19 protein-coding genes and 1 pseudogene are annotated in these 18,339 nt (G+C 69.8%); 11 read left to right on the top strand and 9 right to left on the bottom strand.

What is annotated here, in order from left to right:
* Positions 1-154 precede the first annotated feature (154 nt).
* The gene (locus tag OG247_RS14380; protein ID WP_327252625.1) at positions 155-1,471 is read right to left on the bottom strand and encodes an MFS transporter; all 1,317 of its coding nucleotides are present in this window, start codon (positions 1,469-1,471) and stop codon (positions 155-157) included.
* Between the two features lie 89 nt (positions 1,472-1,560).
* Between OG247_RS14380 and OG247_RS14375 the strand changes: the two genes are divergently transcribed.
* Positions 1,561-2,538, top strand: coding sequence for a winged helix-turn-helix domain-containing protein (locus tag OG247_RS14375; protein WP_327252624.1), 978 nt, complete (start codon positions 1,561-1,563; stop codon positions 2,536-2,538).
* Between the two features lie 9 nt (positions 2,539-2,547).
* On the opposite strand, the pseudogene OG247_RS14370 reads toward OG247_RS14375, so the two are convergent.
* A pseudogene (locus OG247_RS14370) lies at positions 2,548-3,098 on the bottom strand (IS5 family transposase); the annotation flags it as partial.
* Here OG247_RS14370 and OG247_RS44805 point away from each other — a divergent pair.
* Together OG247_RS44805 and OG247_RS14365 are read left to right on the top strand one after the other, a co-directional pair.
* A complete protein-coding gene (locus tag OG247_RS44805; RefSeq protein WP_442813612.1) occupies positions 3,001-3,351 on the top strand; it encodes a M15 family metallopeptidase in 351 nt (116 codons plus the stop codon). The pseudogene OG247_RS14370 and the gene OG247_RS44805 sit on opposite strands and share 98 nt — an antisense overlap.
* Positions 3,352-3,447: 96 nt before the next feature.
* Positions 3,448-3,918, top strand: a complete 471-nt coding sequence (locus tag OG247_RS14365) for a GNAT family N-acetyltransferase (protein WP_327252623.1) — start codon at positions 3,448-3,450, stop codon at positions 3,916-3,918.
* A 644-nt stretch (positions 3,919-4,562) separates the two neighbouring features.
* Here the strand turns inward: OG247_RS14365 and OG247_RS14360 are convergent.
* Complete coding sequence (locus OG247_RS14360) at positions 4,563-4,934, bottom strand: transposase (protein WP_327252622.1); 372 nt, start codon at positions 4,932-4,934, stop codon at positions 4,563-4,565.
* 67 nt (positions 4,935-5,001) lie between these two features.
* Complete coding sequence (locus OG247_RS14355) at positions 5,002-5,247, bottom strand: hypothetical protein (protein WP_327252621.1); 246 nt, start codon at positions 5,245-5,247, stop codon at positions 5,002-5,004.
* 161 nt (positions 5,248-5,408) lie between these two features.
* Here OG247_RS14355 and OG247_RS14350 point away from each other — a divergent pair, with 161 nt between their 5' ends.
* Entirely contained in the window at positions 5,409-6,203 is a 795-nt protein-coding gene (locus OG247_RS14350; RefSeq protein WP_327252620.1) for a hypothetical protein, read from the top strand.
* Positions 6,204-6,205: 2 nt separating this feature from the next.
* A complete protein-coding gene (locus tag OG247_RS14345; RefSeq protein ID WP_327252619.1) occupies positions 6,206-6,718 on the top strand; it encodes a hypothetical protein in 513 nt (170 codons plus the stop codon).
* Between the two features lie 51 nt (positions 6,719-6,769).
* On the opposite strand, the gene OG247_RS14340 is transcribed toward OG247_RS14345, so the two are convergent.
* The 4 genes from OG247_RS14340 to OG247_RS14325 form a co-directional block, all read right to left on the bottom strand.
* Positions 6,770-7,501: a hypothetical protein gene (locus OG247_RS14340; protein WP_327252618.1), complete on the bottom strand. Its 732-nt coding sequence runs from the start codon at positions 7,499-7,501 to the stop codon at positions 6,770-6,772.
* Positions 7,502-7,529: 28 nt separating this feature from the next.
* Entirely contained in the window at positions 7,530-9,113 is a 1,584-nt protein-coding gene (locus tag OG247_RS14335; protein WP_327252617.1) for an outer membrane protein assembly factor BamB family protein, read from the bottom strand.
* A gap of 141 nt (positions 9,114-9,254) precedes the next feature.
* The gene (locus OG247_RS14330; RefSeq protein ID WP_327252616.1) at positions 9,255-11,138 is read right to left on the bottom strand and encodes a hypothetical protein; all 1,884 of its coding nucleotides are present in this window, start codon (positions 11,136-11,138) and stop codon (positions 9,255-9,257) included.
* A gap of 15 nt (positions 11,139-11,153) precedes the next feature.
* Complete coding sequence (locus tag OG247_RS14325) at positions 11,154-11,537, bottom strand: effector-associated constant component EACC1 (protein ID WP_327257473.1); 384 nt, start codon at positions 11,535-11,537, stop codon at positions 11,154-11,156.
* Positions 11,538-11,768: 231 nt separating this feature from the next.
* Here OG247_RS14325 and OG247_RS14320 point away from each other — a divergent pair, with 231 nt between their 5' ends.
* Entirely contained in the window at positions 11,769-12,902 is a 1,134-nt protein-coding gene (locus OG247_RS14320) for an alpha/beta hydrolase (protein ID WP_327252615.1), read from the top strand.
* A gap of 148 nt (positions 12,903-13,050) precedes the next feature.
* Here the strand turns inward: OG247_RS14320 and OG247_RS14315 are convergent, their stop codons facing one another.
* Positions 13,051-13,662: a helix-turn-helix transcriptional regulator gene (locus OG247_RS14315; protein ID WP_327252614.1), complete on the bottom strand. Its 612-nt coding sequence runs from the start codon at positions 13,660-13,662 to the stop codon at positions 13,051-13,053.
* Positions 13,663-14,125: 463 nt separating this feature from the next.
* Here OG247_RS14315 and OG247_RS14310 point away from each other — a divergent pair, with 463 nt between their 5' ends.
* The 5 genes from OG247_RS14310 (at position 14,126) to OG247_RS14290 (ending at position 17,767) form a co-directional block, all read left to right on the top strand.
* Positions 14,126-14,449: a hypothetical protein gene (locus OG247_RS14310; protein ID WP_327252613.1), complete on the top strand. Its 324-nt coding sequence runs from the start codon at positions 14,126-14,128 to the stop codon at positions 14,447-14,449.
* 85 nt (positions 14,450-14,534) lie between these two features.
* On the top strand, positions 14,535-14,807 hold the full coding sequence (locus OG247_RS14305; RefSeq protein ID WP_327252612.1) for a hypothetical protein: 273 nt from the start codon (positions 14,535-14,537) through the stop codon (positions 14,805-14,807).
* On the top strand, positions 14,794-15,669 hold the full coding sequence (locus OG247_RS14300; RefSeq protein ID WP_327252611.1) for an ABC transporter ATP-binding protein: 876 nt from the start codon (positions 14,794-14,796) through the stop codon (positions 15,667-15,669). The genes OG247_RS14305 and OG247_RS14300 overlap by 14 nt, the downstream gene beginning before the upstream one ends.
* On the top strand, positions 15,666-17,264 hold the full coding sequence (locus OG247_RS14295; protein ID WP_327252610.1) for a hypothetical protein: 1,599 nt from the start codon (positions 15,666-15,668) through the stop codon (positions 17,262-17,264). The genes OG247_RS14300 and OG247_RS14295 overlap by 4 nt, the downstream gene beginning before the upstream one ends.
* Complete coding sequence (locus tag OG247_RS14290; protein ID WP_327252609.1) at positions 17,261-17,767, top strand: hypothetical protein; 507 nt, start codon at positions 17,261-17,263, stop codon at positions 17,765-17,767. Before OG247_RS14295 ends, OG247_RS14290 begins: the two co-directional genes overlap by 4 nt.
* The last annotated feature ends 572 nt before the right edge of the window (positions 17,768-18,339 follow it).

The raw sequence follows: 18,339 nt of genomic DNA, 5'->3' as shown, positions 1-18,339 counted from the left end.
GGTCTCAAGATCCCGTACGTGGTCCGCAACGGCCGGCAGAGCCGAAGCTTGGGACTCCTTATGCAATGAGCTACCGGGAATGACTGTCTGTCAGGGAGGCGCGGGGGTGGGGGTGGGGGGCGTGACGGCTCGCGGCCGACCCGACCTGCGACGGTTACCGCGCAGGAGAACTACACGCACGCTGTTCGGTGCCGTTCTCTGATCCCGTTGCGTAGTTCGGGACGGGGACCGGGGAGGTGGGCGGGTGCCAGGTGAGAATCCAGCCGACGGTGAGCACCGCCGCGCCGCCCGCCAGGGCGATGGCGCCGCCTGCTCCGATGCCGGCGGCCACCGAGCCGAAGCAGGCCGGCCCGACGCCCTGCAGCGTCATGCCGCCGGAGCCGAGCAGACCGAAGGCCCGACCCTGGCCGTCCTGCGGCAGGGCGTCCAGGAACGGCCGTTGCAGGCCGAGACCGTATGCGAATCCGAAGCCGCAGAGCAGCAGCAGACCGGACGAGGCGCCCGCTCCGGGCTCGGCGGCGAAGCCGACCAGCGGCAGTCCCATCAGCGCAATCAACGGGACTACCAGTCGCTCCCGGGTGGGTGGCCGTAGCAGTCGCCCCACCAGCAGGTCACCGACCAGCATGCCGACCGGCAGACAGCCCATCAGCACCGCGTACCAGCCGGGCGCGAAGTGGTGTCCTCCCGCGTAGGCGACGATCAGGCCTTCCGCGCCCGCTACGAACGCGGGCGGTAGCCACTGGGCCAGCATCAGTCGTCGCACCGTGTGTCCGCGCAGCAGCAGGCCGGCACCGTGCAGGCTTGCCCGGACGGCCCCGCCCTCGCCCCGGGCGCTGCCGGGTGTGCCGCCGAAGTCTCCCGGCTGCAGCCGGGGCAGCCGGAGGCGGACAGCGAGCGCGCAGCCGAGGTAGAGGGCGGCGCTCACCGCGAGCGCCCGGTGCGGGCCGAGTACCGCGACGACCGCACCTCCCAGCGCCAGACCGAACAATTGCGCGCCGGAGGCAGCGACGTTGTTCAGTGAACGGCCCAGTACATAGGCATCGCCCTCCAGCCACTGCCCGACCAGCCGACTCGACGCGCCGCCGAACACCGGTGTGGCGAGGGCGACCAGCGCCACGACACCGAGGCTTGCCGCGATCGGCATCCGCACCAGGGCGAGCAGCAGGGCGGCGGCGCCTTCCAACGCGTAGCCGCCGGCGATGAGCGCGCGGGGCGGCAGTCGGTCGGCCAGTGAGCCCAGCAGCAGCGAGCCGAACAACTGCGGGAGAAAGCCGATGCCGAAGGCCAGTGCGCTCAACAGTGCGGAGCCGGTGGCCGCGAAGACCAGAACCGAGAACGTGGTGATCCGCAGTGAGTCCGCGGTGATCGCGACGGTGCGGGTCGAGAAGAGCAGCCGGAATCGCGGCTCGGCCAGCACCTGCCGGTAGGTGGCACGGTGGGTGACCTGCGCGGGTCCGGCGGTCGGGGTCATGGCGCCCAGCCTCGCCGTGCGCCCACGCCACTCACCAATGATTCGTCGCTGGACGAATCAGAACAGACGTCCCGGGGTAGCCTCGCAGGGTGCTGCGCTTCGAAGTCTCCGTCGAGGACCTGCTGCGCAGCCGCTTCGCACTGTCGCCCGCACTGGACCTCTGCCTGCTGCTGCGCTCGCTCGCCGGCCAAGGCCAGCCGCTGCCGCGAGCCTGGGCCGCCCGGCTCATGCCGGCCTTTGAACGGCTTCGCCGCGAGACCGAACTGAACGCCGCCCTCGCGCTGCAGACCCCGCAAGGCGGACCGAACTTCGTCGCCCCGCCCCCGCGCGGCCTGAACCAGACCTGGGCTGACGACCTGGCCGCGATCCGGGCCACACCGCTGGAAGGGGCTCGCCACGAGTTCGCCGCCACCGCGACCGGCCCGTCCGCCCGTGATCCCCGCGTACGCGCAGTGCTGGACTCGGCGGACGCCGTCTCCAGGATCGCCGAGGCGATGGACCAGGCGTGGCACGAGCTGCTCGCCGCGGACTGGCCGCAACTGCGCGCGATCTGTGAGCGCGATGTCGTGCACCAGGTGGGTGTGATCGGCGAACACGGATGGGCCGCGACCATCGAGAGCCTGCACCCCTGCGTCGCCTGGCGCGCCGGCGGTATCGAGATCGGCTTCTTCCGAGGCGGAACAGTCCGCCTCGCCGGCGACGGGCTCCTGCTGATCCCTTCGGTCTTCGTCGGGCATATCGCCGCCCACCTGGAAGACCCCTGGCCCAGGACCTTGGTCTATCCAGCCCGCGGCACCGCCGCCCTGTGGGGCGAACCGGAGACCGTCCCCCAACCGGACGCGCTGACCGCTCTGGTCGGCCGGGCTCGGGCCCGGCTGCTGTTGGCGCTGGACGCCCCGGCCAGTACCAGCCACCTCGCCCGAAGCCTCGCCATGGCACCCGGCGCGGTGGGAGACCACCTCGCCATCCTGCGAGGCGCGGGGCTGCTCGTCCGCGCCCGGTCCGGACGGTCGGTGCTCTACCGGCGCACCCCGCTCGGCGAGGCACTGGCCGCCGGTTCGGGCTGAGGGCTCGGATCAGCACTGCTTTTTGAGGCGCCGCCAGCAGGTGATCGCGCAGCCGAGGGTGACGAATGCCTGGTGGATGTCGGCGCGGATTTCCCAGCGGATACGCAGTCGGCGGAACCAGCGCAGAAGTGCGAAGGCCGCTTCGCGACCCAGCGGTTCTTGCCCAGGCCGCTTCCGTGTCCGGTGCCGCGCCGGGCCATGAGCGGGCGGATACCCAGCTCACGGACCTGGCCGCGGTAGACGTTGTGGTCGTAGCCGCGGTCGGCGTAGAGGACGTCGGGGCGCTGACGGAGTCGTCCGCGCTTGCCGCGGATGGGCGGTACGGCGTGTATCAGGGGCAGGCGTTGGGTGACGTCGTTGCGGTTGCCACCGGTCACGGTGGCGGTCAGGGGCATGCCGTGGACGTCGACAATGACGTGGTACTTGCTGCCCGTCTTGCCCCGGTCCACTGACGAGGGCCCGGTGGCGTCTCCGCCCTTCAGGACCCGCAGGTGGGAGCCGTCGACGGAGGCGCGGGACAGGTCCAAGGCGTCGCCGGCTCGGAGTTCGGCAAACCGGAGACGGAAGTACTGTCCGCTGGACGCCTCAGGACTATCAGACCGAGCACGCCGCAATCGCGACCTCTTGGCCCGAGCCATGGTCGGCGCCGGCTTCATCAACTACCCCACCCAGTGGTGGCACTGGTCCTACGGCGACCGGTACTGGGCATTGATCGCCAAGGCCGACAGCGCCATCTACGGACCAGCCCGACCACCTCGAACCAGCGGGACCTCAGTACGCAGTCGCCGACATCCCTTGAAATCGATCATCTAGTGCCGCATCAGGCAACGTTCGCCCTGTTGGTGGGGTGTCGCGACCGTTTCGTGGGGGCGATGCCATCCAGCATCGGCGGTGTGGGACGCTGATCCAATGCCCATATCTCTTCGCCGCTTGGACGCCCGGTTCTTCCCTGCCTGGCTCGAACGCTGTCGCGACGAGTACGCCAATGACCTTGTCACCATGGGACAGACGCCCGAGGATGCCTACCGGCATGCGGCCGAAAGTATGGCGCGCTCCTTTCCCTCCGGTGCACCGGACCCAGGGCACGTGGTCTTCGACGTGGTCGATGACGCCGGGGTAGCCGTCGGCTACCTCTGGATCGGACCGGACAGGAGCGAAGACGCGGGCGCCTGGTGGATCTGGGACATCCTGATCGACGCTGACAAGCGTGGTCGGGGCTTCGGGCGAAGGGCCATGGTCCTCGGCGAGGAATACGCCCGGGCGCAGGGCGCTCATACTCTCGGCCTCAGTGCCTTCGGGTTCAGCACGGGTGCCCGCGGCCTTTACGAGTCGCTCGGATACGAGACGACCTCGGTCAAAATGCGCAAGAGACTCGACTGAGGTTCAGGCAACGTTCGCTCTTCCGGCGAGGGCTTTCGCCTCCGAAGGAGTGTGACGATGGCGGAAGGCGCCAACGCAGGCTTCTGGTTCAGTTGCCCTTCTTCCGTACCGGGCGGCACCTGGTTGCCGGGCGCGGAGGTAGCCGGTGCGGGTTCCAGTCTCCGATGGTGCAGCCGACGCAGGATGTTGGTGAGGCGATCGCCTCACCAAGTCCAATTCGGCAAGGCCGAGGAGGATCGAGCAGGATCGAAACGGGCGGTAATGTCCGACTCTCTGGGAAAACCCCAGGTGAGACGGGTCACGCAAATAGGTTCGAGTCCCACCCGCCCCACTCGCGCAGGTCAGAAGAAACCTTCTGACCTGCGGAAACGTAGTTCTCGCGGCGGTGGGATCCCCGTGTCGGTGAAGCGACCGTGAGGCGATTCCTGTCCGCTGCGGCCCCCGAAGGCCTGCGACCGGGGGTTTGTTCGGTTCGCCCGTGGGATGCGTGGTGACTGGTCCCACGGCCGTTGTCCGGACGGCGTCACATCCCCGGTCTCTCCCGTTCCTCGTCGAATGCCCGAACCCGTGGGCGTCGGGCGAACCTCTTGAGGTGGGCCCGCCCCGGCGGGTGTCAGGGCAGGCTGCGGTGACGACGGCCGGCCTCAGAGCATGGCCGTGGGTGCGTGGTCGGGTGGGGCGAGGGGCTCGGCCAGGACGGCAGCCCGTGGCCGTGCCGGTCGCCGGCTCATCTGTGTGACCATCGACCACTGGATCACCGCCTCGTTGGTCGCGGGAGGTGTCTCGTAACCCCGGGCCGGACGGCGGGAGTTCATCAGCCACGCGAAGGTGCGCTCTACCACCCACCGCCTCGGCAGCACCACGAATCCCTCCATGTCGTCGGTGCGTTTGACGATCTCCAAGGTCAGGGCGAGTTTCTGACGGCACCGGTCGACGATGGGGCCGGTGTAACCGCCGCCGGACCAGACAAGGGTGATGTCGCGGTGCAGGCGACGCAGCCGCGAAAGCAGGCCCACGGCAGCGTCCCGGTCGCCGATGTCGCGGCCGTGACCGCGACGGCCAGGAGCAGACCGAGCGTGTCGGTCACGATGCGCCCTTGCGGCCCGGCACCTTCTTCCCGCCGTCGTAGCCGCGCGACCCGGACGGCACCGAGGCCGCAGCCCGCACCGACTGCGCGTCGATGATGCCTGCCGAAGGCTCCGCCTGGTGGCCCTCGCGCTCCCTCACCCGCCCGCGCAGCCGGTCGTGGAACTCGGCGATCAGCCCGTGCTCGCGCCGGCGGCGGAAGAAGGCATAGACCCGGCCCCGGGCAGGGAAGTCCGCGGGCATCGCCCGCCAGGAGATCCCTCCCGCGACCAGGTAGCGGATCGCAACAGACCCCTGCCGCCGCCCCCGCCGCACCCAGCCCGGTCGCTGACAGCAAGGCCTTCCCGCCCTCCGCCCCCGGGCGGGGCCTGGCCAAGGGCCTGAACCTGCCGCTGGAAACCTATATGCAGGACTACGCCGACACGGTCACCATCGGGAACGGCAAGCGGTTGCTCGCCCAGGACTGCATGAAGACCTACGGACTTGACGTACATCTCCCGGCGTCGGGTCTGAACCCCTCACCGACCGAGAACGACGCCAACATGGAGCGCCGTTACGGGCTCACCGACCGGGAGAACGCTGCCACGTACGGCTACGGCCTGCCCGGGGACGTAAAGCCCCGCACCAAGCAGCAGCTCCCCAAGCTCGACGCGGTCCAGACCGAAGTCCTCACCGGCCGCACGGGCCTCACCGGGCAGGGCGAGAAGGCGGCGCCGAACACGCCCATGGAAGCGCGTGAGAAGGCCCGCGAGAGCTACAACGGCAAGAAGATCCACGAACGAGGCTGCGGCGGATGGGCCGATCAGGAGATCAACGCCCCCACCGCCGACGAGCTGACCCGCGTCTCCGAGCTGAACGGCAACAGCTTCACCGAGTCGATGAAGACTCCCGCCGTCGTCGCCGCGCTCAAGGACTGGTCGGCCTGCATGACCGGCAAGGGCCATCCCGGCTTCAAGGACCCGTTCGAAGCTGCCCGCTCCGTCACCCGCCCCGAAGGCGCGTCCGCCGGCCCGCAGGAGATCGCCCTGGCCCTGGCGGAGATCGACTGCAAGGCTGAGACCGGCTTGGTCGGAACCTGGTTCTCCGAGGAGTCGAAGATCCAAACGGCGGTCATCACAGAGCAGCGGCCCGTCCTCGACTCCATCAAGAACAAGAGCGAGGCTGCCGTCAGCGAGGCCGGCAAGAGAATGGGAGGCTGATCGTGGCCCGTTACAAAGGCGTGGGAGCGGTTCTGCTCATCGGCGGCCTGATCGCCGGCGGCACGGTGTGGGGCGGGGTGACGTTCGCCAGAAGCATGGAAGCGGAACTCGGCGACCCCGCAACGGTTGCCACCGCGGCGCCCGCCGAGCGGCCCGTCGGCGACATCCTCACTGCTTTGCAACGCGCTGACCTGGGGCCTGGCGTCGCCACCGGCCGCGAAGGCGGGGAGACGGTCGCCACCGCCCACGAGGCGGTATGGGAGGACCAGGGCATGCGCCTGGCGAAGATCCCTGTCGTGCTCACCAACCCCGGCGATGCGCAGCGGCGTGTCGAGATGCGCCTGAGCGTGTACTCCTCGCGCGGCGAGGGGGCCAAGCCGCTGTGGGAGGGAACCGTGGACTCCGGCGGTGAGATAGCCCCCGGCAAGTCGGTGGTGACCTACGTGAGCGTGCAGTCCGTACGCGACCCGGTGGCGTTGAGGATCGAGCTGCGGGGGGTGCCCGGCGAAGGCTGACAGTCGACGTCAGGGGCTTCGAGCCATGGGCCGGGTCTGTCAGTGTCCTGCTCACGGCATGGGGGTGGGCTCCTTCGGGTCGCCCGACAGGCGGACCGTGCTCAGGATCCGCATGATCAGGTCGTCGCTGACGGTGCCGGGGACGCCCGTGCGGCCGTAGAAGTCCCAGGCGACGAAGCCGCCCTTGGAGTTCTGGAAGCCGAAGACGATCGCCTTGCCGTCGCCGGCGCAGCGGTGGGGCTGTTTCGCACCCTTGGAGTGGGCCTTGACGTAGGTTCCCTTGATTCCGGACTTCGTGGTGTACTCCACCGGCTTGTCCCACTGCACGATGCTCTTGTCCGGCTGGGTGTAAGCGGCGTAGACCCATACCGGTGCGTTCTTCTCGGCCACCTCGGCGGTGTCTTTGGCGCCGTCGGCTCCCTTGGTGCCGGTGGTGCCGAGCCTGGTGTCCGTGACCACGCCGTCGCCGTCGCCGTCCATGCTGCACCACTTGGACTTGTAGAACGCGGGTGCCGTGTGACCGATGAGGACCTTGTCCGGGTCCTTGTGGTCCGCATAGCCGCTGAATACCTCGGGCGCGAGGACCTCCCAGTCCGGCGGGACGTCGAACGCGGTGCCGTGCTGGGGGTTGACCACGGTCTTCCAGCCTACGGTCGAGGCGGCGGCGGCACGGTCCTCGGCCTTGTCGACGACCACCAGGGTGCCGACGACGGCAGCGGTGACCGCCACCGCTGTCAGGGCGTAGATCCCGATCACTCTTCTCCACCGCTCGGCGTCCTGCATGGTGCCCCTCACTGGTTTCGTACGTGGGTTATTTGCCGAAGGAGAGGATCGCGCGGCTCGCCTTCCGGGGCTCCGGGCTGTAGACCCTGCCGTTGAGCAGGAACAGCCGTCCGCCCGTCCAGGCGATGCGGAGAGCGGAGGTGTAGAAGACGTCCTCGGCGCCGGCGGCCGCGGCCGGGCTCTGAAGGAGCGGCTGCGAGGCGCCGTCGCCAGGGGCGAGGGACACGACCGAGCCCCCCTCGTCGATGCCGGGCGATATGTACACGACGACCCTGCCGTCCTCGACCGCGAGCGGCCACATGGTGCGCCGCTTGGGCTGCTCGGCTGTGCGCCACTTCTCCTTGCCCGTGTTCAGGTCGACGGCCACGACTTGGTTGGTGTCGTCGATGCCGAGATCCTTACCGACTTTGCCCGCCCCGATGTAGAGCGTGTCTGCGTCGGCCACGGCGGCGTGGCACTCCTGGAGGCCGTTCGCGTTGCCCCATCCGTTGCAGCGGCCGCTGACCCCGAACGCCGCCTCGCTCTGCGAACGGACCTTGCCGTCCGCGGTGAACGCCGTGATGTTCCAGGCCTTCCTGTCCTTGTGGTAGGCCGCGACCACGAGCGGGTCCACGGACAGGATCCGGCCGAGGTTCCAGCCCTTGTCGTACATGTGGCTCCACTTGGGGCTGCCCGTCGCCGGGTCCACTTCCTGGAGCATCACCTGTTCGGAACAGTTGCGTACGCCGATCAGGCGCGAGCCCCCGGCGAACTCGGTCGGGTAGCAGCCGTTCTCGTTCGACGTGCCGAAGAGCTTCCTGCCGTCCGCGACCGAGAAGCCGCTCATGTGGGCCGTCCGGGCGACGGCGACGGTGTCACCGGTGATCGCCAAGTGGAACTCCCGCGTGGTGTCGAAGCCGTTCTCCCGGGGAACCGGTGTCTTCCACCCCGCCTTGCCCGTGGTGAGGTCGATCTGCTGGAGATCCGTGCACTGGGACGTCAACGAGTCGCTCTCATGGACACCGAGGACCAGCTTGCCGTTCGCGGAGGGGGCCGGCGGAGCCCCGCACAGCGGTGTCTGCAGCGAGACCTTCCACTTCTCCTTGCCGTCGGCCACCGCGTAGGCGGTGACCTCCTTGAACATCGCCTTGACCACTACGTCGCCCACCCGCCAGGGGCCGAACTGCGAGGTTCCCCCACCCACGACCTGGGTCTGGTTGTCGCGAAGCCAGACGCGAGCCTGACCTGGCTGGATGTCGGCGTTGGGATCGTAGACGTCGCGGCCGACACCAGGCCCTTTGCCGTCGCCCTGATCGATCGAGGGTGAACCGGACGGTGCGGCCGGTTCCTTGTCGTCCTGCGCTACGGGCTTCGCGGGCGTGCCCGCCATGAGGTACACGCCGCCGCCGATCATGAGCAGGACGGCGACCATCGCCGCGACGACGACCACGGCCACCCGGCCCGTGAAGAGACCTCCGGCATCGGCGTCGGGACCCGGTGCGACCGTCCACGGCTGCGGCGGCGGCCCGAAAGTGCCGTAGCCGCCGGGTTCGGGTGGGGTCCCGAAGCCGACGGGTGTCGAGGGCCACTGCTCATCGGGGTTCGGCTGTTCGCCGGGTGTGCGACCGCTCATGCGGAGAGTGTGGCTGGTGAGGCAGTCTCTCCAGAATAGATTTTTAGGCTACTTTCCTGCCGATTCGATCACCGAGCTGAAGGCGGGGAGGGCCACGGCGCACACGATCGCCCTCCAGGGCGAGGTCTCGCCCTCACTCTCTTACGGCACCGACCAGAGCCGAAGCAGACCGTCCTCGCAAACGAGCACGGAGCGTCCGTCCGGGGACGGGGCCATGTCCGTCACCAGCGCGGTCGCGGGAAAGACATGGGTGGTCTTGCCAGTGGCCGCGTCAAGGATCACCAGTCCGCCTGTGTCCACGCGTTTGCGCAGGATGCCCCGGTAGACACCGGAGAACATCACGACCACGGAGTGGCTGCTTCCGGCGTAGCAGATCCTGGGACGGCCCGGCCCGCTCGTCACGGTGGCCCGCCACAGCGGGCTGCCATCCCGGGTGCTCAGAACCTCCACGCGGTCGGTCTCCCGCAGAACGGCAAGCGCCGTACCGTCAGGGCTGAGGGCCGATTCCCGGTACGGGGCCGGTACGGTCCAGTCGGCGAACGGCATGTTCTCCGGAACCCAGGCGCCGTCGCGTTCGGAACCGTGCCAAAACTGAACGCCCTTGCCGATGCCGAACGTTGCCAATACCGAGCCGTCGGCCGAGAAGCCGAACTCGGAGCCGGCGCGGTACTGGGGCAGGGTGGCCACCTTGTCGAAGCCGCCTGCGGCGTAGAACGACAGCCCGCCCGCGCGGCCGCTCGCGACGAGGGTCCCGTTCGGATGGAAGCCGGCAGATCGCACGTCCGACGCCAGCAGGAGCTCTGTTCCGCTTCCGCGATGGTCCGCCAGGTCCCTCACGTACAGCCGGCCCAGGCAGTCCAGGCCGAGGAGCTGGTCACGCGAACTGACCTCGCCATGGTCGAAGCTGTGGTGGATGCGGTGGAACGCGTCATGGAGCGGCCGCCCGGTCATGGCCTCGACGACCTGGATCGAGAACGAGTCCTTCGGGGTTCCGAAGTGTGTTCGCGGCCCGGCGTAGTACCGGCCGTCCGCACTGCACGTCACGGCCTTCCAGATCATGAAGTTGTCCGTCTGCGGCACCAGCACGTTGGTTCCCGGCGGTGGCGGAGCGGCCTCCTTCGCCACCGGCGACGGGACGGGTTCCGGCTCGCGTTGGGTTTCGGGCCCGGCTCTGCCCGCTTGGTCCGCCGGCGGAGCCGGCTTGATCGTCGGAGCCGCGGGGTTGGGGAAGAGCGGCACCGCCGCGAGGTCGCCGTAGGCCTGATTCGGTACGTGTACCTCGGGCCGCGGGACGCCTTCCTGGCCGAGCCCGTCCAGGGCGGCGCCGGCCAGCTCGGCGACATGGTGAAGTGTCATCGGGCCGGGTGTCAGCGGATCGCCGTTGCGCAGGGCCTCGAACAGCGCCCAGTTGAAGAGCGTGTGGGTGTCCCGGCCGGCCAGCCGCGCCGGGTCCCGGGCGCTCGCCGCGCAGAACAGCGCCACGCCGCGGTCGAGGGGCGAGACTTCCAGGATCTCGTCGGTCTTGGCCCCGACGACCTGCTCGATGGCGCCCTGCATGATGCGGGCGGCCTCGGCCGCGAAGCAGCAGTCGAGGAACAGCATCCGCGCGCTGAGAGGGGCTCGTAGCCGCAGCAACCGGTCCAGTGAGCCGACCCTCAGGCTGGTGTCGGCCTCCAGGGGGCCCCGGGTGTCCGCGAGCAGCAGGCAGTAGTCGCGCGCGGTGCCGAAGAAGGCACCGTGACCGACGTAGAAGAACAAGATGAGCAGGTTCTCCCCGTGCGGCGCCCCCAGGGCCTGCATGCGGCCGTCGAGGAACGCGATGATCTGCTCGTACTGCTGCGGGGAGTTGGATTTCCCGAAGAGATCCAGCACGTTCTCCTCGGGAACACCCAGTCCACGGGCGCCGACGTAGTCACTGATGCTCGCAGCCGCGTTGGTGAAGGCGGGTGCCGCATCGAAGGATTCCAGCAGGGGCCACTCACTCGCCCCGGTCGTGATCGCGAGGGTACGACCAGGTGCGAGCACGCCGTCCCCCGTCCCCTACTTCTTCAGGAACTCGGTCACGATCTTCTCGATCCGCTCGTCCGGGCGCCCCCGTACCGTCACGTCGACGGTGGCGCCGTGACGGTCCCGCTTTTTGAGCACCATGCTGACGGTATTGCGCCGCCTCAGCCAGGCCGCCAGCCCGCCGGCCAGAACGGTGACCGAGCTCGACCCGAGCACGATCGCAAGGACCGCTCCCAGGTCCTGGGTCAACGGGTCCGCCTTGATCCGCCGTACGTTCAGCGCCGGTGTCCTCTCCGCCAGGAGTTCCACCAGTTCGGCCGCCCAGTCGTTCTCCTCGGCGCCGTCCTCCCCTACGAGACCGATCGCCAGGTCCGCCTCGGCCAGTGCCGTGTCGAGCACCTCGCCCCAAGCCTCCACTTCCGACAACTCCCCACCCCTTCCGGCTCGTCATGCCGTCAAGGCACTGCCTACCCGGCAGCGCCCGGGCATGAAGCCTGATCCTTGTCACAGTGTCGCGACACCGGCCGGTACCTGTCCCTCCTGGCCGACCGCTCCCGTGGCACAGCGCCCAGGCGGTTTCGTTGGTACCCCATCCGTGGAACTACAGATGGGGTACTTCGGTAGAGGCGTCGAGGGGGAGTGGTTCCGATGGCTGTCGGCTATGCGTCAACCGCGGTGCTGGCCGCGCTGATCACGGTGTTCTGCCTGGTGCGCATCCGCGGGCCGAAGCCGCTCTTCTTCGTCAGCTACCGGCTCGGTCTGGTCTTCAACGAGATACCGCACGTCGTCCTCTACGCGCTGACGGCCTCGACGACGCTGGCCCTCGTGGAGGGCGACATCGCCACGGTTGCCGACTGGGCGGCCGTGGCTCTGGCCGCTGTTGCGGCCGCCGGGCTCGTGGTGGTCGCCCGCCGTGGGATACGGACGGCGGCGGTGGTCAGGCGCGCCCTGGACGAGGCGCTCGGCGCCGGAACCGCCACGCGTCGCAGGCCGCCCCTGGCGCGCATTCTGCTCAGGCCCGTGTTCCGCCGCCGCCGCGACGTCAAGCGGGTGGGCAACCTCGGTTACGGGGACGCGGGCCGCCGCAACCTCCTCGACGTCTACCATCACCGCTCGCGCCCCGAGGGCGGCCCCGTACTGATCCACTTCCATGGCGGCCACTACGACCAAGGCCGTAAGAACACCCAGTCACTGCCCCTGCTCTACCGGCTCGCGAGCCAGGGCTGGGTCTGTATCAGCGCCAACTACCGTCTGCGGCCCGCTTTTTCCCACCCGGACCATCTGATCGACTCGAAGAAGGTCATCGCCTGGGCGCGCGAGCACGCCAAGGCGTACGGCGCGGATCCCGCGGCGGGCGTGTTCGTGTCGGGAAGTTCCGCGGGCGGGCACATGGCGGCGCTCGCCGCCCTCACCCCCAACGAACCCGCCTATCAGCCCGGGTTCGAAGAGGCGGACACCTCGGTGACCGCCGCCATCGCCCTCAACGGCTATCTCGGGACGTACTTCGACGGGGATCCGGCGACCTCGCCGGTGAACCTCGCCCGGGCGGACGCGCCACCGTTCCTCATCGCGCACGGCGACCTGGACGAGCTGGTGGAGACCGAGAACCCCAAGGCCCTCGTCACGGCCCTGCGCTCCGCCTCCACCTCGCCGGTCGTGTACGTCGAACTCCCGGGCGGGCACCACGCCTTCGACCTCTTCCACTCCTTCCGTTTCGAGGCGCTCATCGACGGCATCGAGGAGTTCGCCGCGTGGGTACGGGTGGGGAAGAGAGCGGCCTAGATCGAGGCGCCGGCCCCTGTCGGCAGCCTGCACTCCCGTCTCGTTCGTGGGTCAGGCGAACGGGACGGGAGTGACGCTGCCGCCGGTGTCCTGTGCCCCGGCCCGCCTCACCGAGAAGCGGGCGACCGCCGCGGCACCGCCGCAGGGTTCACGCGATGCACGGTCCCGAGCGGGCGCCGCGCGACGGGGGCAGGACCATCGCCGCGGCGCCGGGCATCGTGGTGTCGGCGTAGGCCGGGACGTACCCGGCCGGAGCCGGCAGGTCGATGCCGTGGGCGAAGAGGGCGGCGCGGACCCGGTTGTCGACGCCGATCTTGAAGTAGATGTTGCTGACGTACGCCTTCACCGTCGAGGTGGTGAGCCCCAGGCGGCCGCTGATCTCCACGTTCGTCAGCCCGCCGCCGATCAGGGCGAGAATCTCGCGCTCACGCAGTGTCAGCAGCGAGGACGGCGTCTTGTCTTCGTGCCCCAGCTTCGGGCTCCGCATGAACGAGCACCACAGCATCGCCAGCGGGAGCACGGCCGCGCCGGCGGCCATGGTGTGCACGGCGTGTGCCAGAGCCCGGGGTTCCACGTCCTCGGGAAAGAACCCGGAGACGCCGGGCGGCAGAGGCTGGGGCCGCTGCGCCATGGTGTCCGGGTCCCCGATCAGCGCGACCGGCACCTGCCGGAGTTCCCGCCCGCCCATGGCGGTGAGGAGCCGATCCAGTCCCGGCAGCCCGTCGGCGGCGAGAACGCTGGTCCGCGGCCGATCGCGCACGGCGGCGATTCCCGCTTCTGCGGAGGAGCATACGGTGACCGCGAACTCGGTTTCGGTCAGGGCCTGTTCGAGACCCCTGCGAATCCATGGATGGTGGTGAATGACGGTGACGTGGTCCAAGGTGAATCCCCCTGAGTACTGCATAAGCCGTGGTCGGGAGGAAACCTACCCCAGACAATCAGCCACGCCCCAGAGGCATTTCAGTGCGGATTCAGGCCTGAACGGGTGCGCTCCGGCCGCTCCGGTCGCTCTGACCGCGCGGGATTGCAGTGGACGGACAGGTATTGGCCGAATTATCCCGCACACCAACCAAAGGAGGCGCGCGATCGGCAGTGTCCACGGACGGGCCGAGCGCCGAGGATCAAGGCATCCCGGCGGTGCTGCCGCCGGGCGAGTGCCCGCCCCGCTCGAATCGGGGCGGGCACCTGCTCGATCGTATCGATCCCATCGAAAGGAACGACAGGTGCTCACCGCCCTGCGCGAGACGCCGCTGCGTCTTGCCACCCAGGCCCAGATCCTCGCCACCAACGCCCCCGACGCCCTGGCCCAGCACGCCTCCATGGCGCTGGCCAAGGCCAAGGGCACCGAGGACGAGCCGCGCTTCCTCGCGCACCGCATTTGGCAGATCGTGCTGATCATCGCCATCGCCGTCGTCCTGGTCGCCGGCATCGTCTCCTACGCTCTGGTCGCCTACCAGTGCGTCAGCCGTGGCTACGACCGCGTCAAGTGGAGCGGCCCGAACGGCTGGCGCGTCTGGGAATTCAAGATCATCTGCGAGAAGTTCTGAGCCGGATGCCCGGCTCGCCCCCGCGTCCCTGACGCGGGGGCGAGCCTCCCCCCTTCCCCCTGTACCACGACCTCTTGGACCCAGCGTGAAGAAGATCGTCAAGTCCGCCCTCCTGGCGCTCCTGGGCGGGTCCGCCCTGAGCCTGGCGGCACTGGTGCTGTCCATGATGTACGCGATGTCCCGGGACGGGTCGGTCAGCGTGCCCGGCTTCATCGAGTACGTGCAGACGGACGCCCAGCTGAGCATGCAGCCCTCCGCGTCCTTCCCGCTCGTCATCGCCGCGCTGGGCGTCGCCTGTTTCCCGGTGACGTATGCCGCGCTGTCCAGGAAGCGGGGTGACGGCCATGCCGCTCAGTGACTCCGCTGTCTTCGAGAGCGTGTCCGAGAGCGACTCCAACAGCGGCTTTGTGAGCGCCTGCGCCACTGCCCGCGCCGGTGACTCCGCAGGTGAGGTCCCGCTGGCTCTGGACGGCTTGAGCAAGCGGTTCGGCGGCCGCCACGCACTGCGCGACGTGACCGTCACCATGCCCGCCGGCGCCGTGTGCGGACTGGTGGGGGCCAATGGCGCGGGCAAGTCCACCCTGCTGCGCTGCGTCATCGGGCTGACCGAACCGAGCGGCGGCAGCGGCCGGGTCTTCGGGGAGAAGCTCGGCACCGACCGGGCGAAGCGCATGGTGTCGTACGCGCCCGACGAACTGCCCATGCCCGACATGCTCACCGGACACGAGTACCTGGGCCTGATCGCCGGCCTGGAAGACCGCCCCCGGAACCTGATGCGCAATGCCGAGCGGCTGGCCGAGATCTTCGGCATCGACGGCGCGCTCGGCAAGCTCGTCGGCTCGTACAGCCACGGCATGAAGCGGCGTCTGCAATTCGCCGGAGCCTTCAGCAGCGATGCCCCGCTGCTCATCCTCGACGAGCCCTTCTCCGGCCTCGACGTCGAGGGCTCCGTGCTTCTGCGGCTCGCGCTGCGCACCTGGACGCGCTCCGGACGGTCCGCACTGGTGACCATCCACGACCTGCACACGGCCGAGCGGGAATGCGACTTCATCGTGGTGCTGTCCGACGGGCGGCTCGTCGCGCAGGGCGCTCCCCGTTCCATCAGTGACGCGGCCGGGACGGCCACGCTCGAAGCCGCGGTGCTGCGCCTGAGCGGCCTCGAGAACGTCGGCGACACCGCGGACGACATCTTCGCCGCGCTCATGGAGCCGGGCGCATGAGGGCCGCTCCCGCTCCCGCCCCCGCTCCCGCCGCCCCCGCCCCTCTACTCGCGTACGCGCGCGTACGCGAGCCCGCGTCCCGCAGACCCCCGAACCGGCGCTCGCTCCGGCCCGCCCTCGCCATCGCCGGGGCGACCGCACGGTCCCAGCGCAACACCGTGCGCCAGATGCTGGACCGCTCGCCCGTCATCACCTCGGCCGTACTCCTGGTCCTGTTCGTGTTCGGTCTGGCCATGGTCGCCTTCCAGGTCCAGGCGCTGGCCCCGCTGGTGCACGAGCAGACCCTCACCGTGCTCCAGGATCGCCAGCTGAAGGAGGTCAACCGGGCGGCGCTCGCCGGCATGGCGGCCGCGGCCTCGGGGGCCACGCTGATCCTGGACATCCTCGGTCTCCAGCCGGCGGGCGTCCGCGTCCTCGCCGTCTCCAAGGGAGTCGGCCGCTGGAACCGGGCCCTCGGCGAGCTGATCCCCCCGTACGTCACGGCGATGACCGTGTCCTCCTTCCTGGTCGGCCCCGTCACCGTGCTGTCCCTCACGCGCGTGCAGGCCTCCGGCGGAACCTCCTTCTGGCTCGCGCTCGCCGTGGCCCTGCTGTTCTCGGCGCTCACCGCGCTGGTCGCCACCGTGACCACGCTCGCCGTCCAGGCCCTGACGGCGCTGGTCATGCGGTCCTCCAACGACGCGCTCGGCGTGAAGTCCGTCAGCGCCTCGCTCTGCGGCATCCTCCTCATCACCGGAATCGGCCTGGTCCTCGCCGGACGCACCTCGGGCCTGTACGTCCTGTGTCCGCCGCTGGCCGTGACCGGAGGCGTCCCCGAGACCCTCCCGGGTGTTCTCCTGGCGGTGTTCGCGAGCTCCCTCTGGGGCCTGCTCTGCGCGTACGTCCTCTCCTTCGCGGGCACGACCGCGCGCAACAACGAGAGCGGCGCCCCGTGGCGGCTGCGCTTCGTCCGGCTGCCGGGAAGGGGCGCCCGGACGGAGGCTCGCCAACTGCTGCGCGACCCCCTCTACATCTCCGCCACCTCCGTCTCCCTCGCCGCCGCCGCGGCCATCGCGGTCCTGTACCACCTCGGCTATCTCCAGGACGCCACGGCCTCGCTGCTCCTGCTCGGCGTCTGCGGGATCTCTTCCCTGATCACCGGTCTCGCCCCGTTCCGACTCGCCGGCAACGCCTGGATCTACGCCATCCACCCCCGCGGCTTCTCCCTCTGGGGCCGGCAGAACGCCTTCGGGGCGATCGCCGTGGGGCTGCTCACCGTCATCGCCGTGCGCGTCGTCAGCCTGGTTCCCTTCGAAGCGGGCCGGGACGTGGTGATCCTCTCCATGGCGCTCGCCGGGAGTGCGCTGAGCGTGCTGTTCGGGCTCGCCACGGTGACCGCCGACTTCGCGGAGAAGCGGGTGACACTGCTGGTCAGCGGGCTGATGAGCGGAGCAGCCCTGGGTGGGCTGTTCTGGCTCGCTTCCTCCGTGGAGGCGCTCTCCACGGCAGCGGCGACCGCGGCTCACTGGCTGCTCGTCTGCGCGGCCGCCCTGTGCGCCGTCCAGCAGGTGATGCGGGTCAAGGACCGTGACTTCGCACGGACGGCGGAGCGGTGATACTGCTGCGCCTGGTTCTGGTCGCCCTCGTCCACGGCCGTAGGCCCCTGGCCTGGCTGGCCCTCGCGACCGGACTGATGCTGGTGTGCGTATGGCCGGCGGGCTGGGCGTTCCGGTTCCTGGTGCTCGCGGGGTTCGTCGCCGTCCCCCTGTGTGTCGTCGTACACGAATACGGCCACGCGCGGACGGCGCTGCTCCTCGGCGCGCGAGAACTGCGGGCCGAGTGGCAGGGCGGCTCGATGGCCGTGTCGCACGAGGACCTCGGGGCCGCGCGGAACCTGGCGGTGGCGCTGGGTGGACCCGCGGCCTCGGGTGTGGTCGGCGGAGCCGCCCTGGCCGTCGGCCTGACGTACGGATCGCAGCCCCTGGTCCTGCTCGGAGCGATCGTCGCCTTCCCCGCCGGCACCCTGATCCCGCCCGGCCACGACGGGCGGACGTGCCGGCGGCAGGCCCGGGAATGGAGGGCCGGCCGGCTGCCGGCCGGCCGGGAACCCGTGGCCTGAGGAGGGCGGGCTTACGCCTTGCACGGACGCGTCACCGAACCGGTTCGAGTCCTGCCCGCCCCGCTGTGAGCCGCAGGTGAAGAAACGATCTTGCCTGCGGCTTCGGCGTGTCCGGGGCCCGTCGTGCCATGAGCCGATCCGAGCTCAAGCCCTTTGCTGAGCACTTCCCCGCAGGTCATCCGTCTCGGGCCGATCGCGCCGACGGTGCGGCACGAGCGGGGCGTCCACCTCGGCGGCGTCGCGCCCGCCCCGCCCGGAAGGTGTGCGTACAAGTCTGCGGTGATCGGTGTGGGAGCGGTTCTGCTCATCGGCGGCCTGATCACCGGCGGCAGGGTGTGGGGTGGCGAGCAGGTCGGCTCGGATGCTCTTGACCTTGGTCGCACGCGTTCCGTCGTGGTGATCCGGGCAAGCACGCGGGGGCTGCCTTTCGCGTTCCCCTGGTCGAGATCCAGCCATGCTTGATCCGCCGTCCCCGCCCCATGATGGGCGGGGGCGGACCGGTAGACCTTCGTTGATCGAGGGGCTGCGTGTGCCCATGTGGCATCAGGGTGCGGGCGGTGCACCCGTCGCGC

Origin of the sequence: Streptomyces sp. NBC_01244, from assembly GCF_035987325.1 — a bacterium.
Classification (GTDB): domain Bacteria; phylum Actinomycetota; class Actinomycetes; order Streptomycetales; family Streptomycetaceae; genus Streptomyces.
The sequence above is the reverse complement of the archived record's forward strand: the minus strand, read 5'-3'. Positions and strand labels throughout refer to the sequence as shown.

Excerpts from the sequence above, each read along its gene's own strand:
- OG247_RS14380 (WP_327252625.1), bottom strand. The coding sequence starts at position 1,471 with ATGACCCCGACCGCCGGACCCGCGCAGGTCACCCACCGTGCCACCTAC.
- OG247_RS14365 (WP_327252623.1), top strand. The coding sequence starts at position 3,448 with ATGCCCATATCTCTTCGCCGCTTGGACGCCCGGTTCTTCCCTGCCTGG.
- OG247_RS14355 (WP_327252621.1), bottom strand. The coding sequence starts at position 5,247 with ATGCCCGCGGACTTCCCTGCCCGGGGCCGGGTCTATGCCTTCTTCCGC.
- OG247_RS14350 (WP_327252620.1), top strand. The coding sequence starts at position 5,409 with ATGCAGGACTACGCCGACACGGTCACCATCGGGAACGGCAAGCGGTTG.
- OG247_RS14340 (WP_327252618.1), bottom strand. The coding sequence starts at position 7,501 with ATGCAGGACGCCGAGCGGTGGAGAAGAGTGATCGGGATCTACGCCCTG.
- OG247_RS14335 (WP_327252617.1), bottom strand. The coding sequence starts at position 9,113 with ATGAGCGGTCGCACACCCGGCGAACAGCCGAACCCCGATGAGCAGTGG.
- OG247_RS14320 (WP_327252615.1), top strand. The coding sequence starts at position 11,769 with ATGGCTGTCGGCTATGCGTCAACCGCGGTGCTGGCCGCGCTGATCACG.
- OG247_RS14300 (WP_327252611.1), top strand. The coding sequence starts at position 14,794 with ATGCCGCTCAGTGACTCCGCTGTCTTCGAGAGCGTGTCCGAGAGCGAC.
- OG247_RS14295 (WP_327252610.1), top strand. The coding sequence starts at position 15,666 with ATGAGGGCCGCTCCCGCTCCCGCCCCCGCTCCCGCCGCCCCCGCCCCT.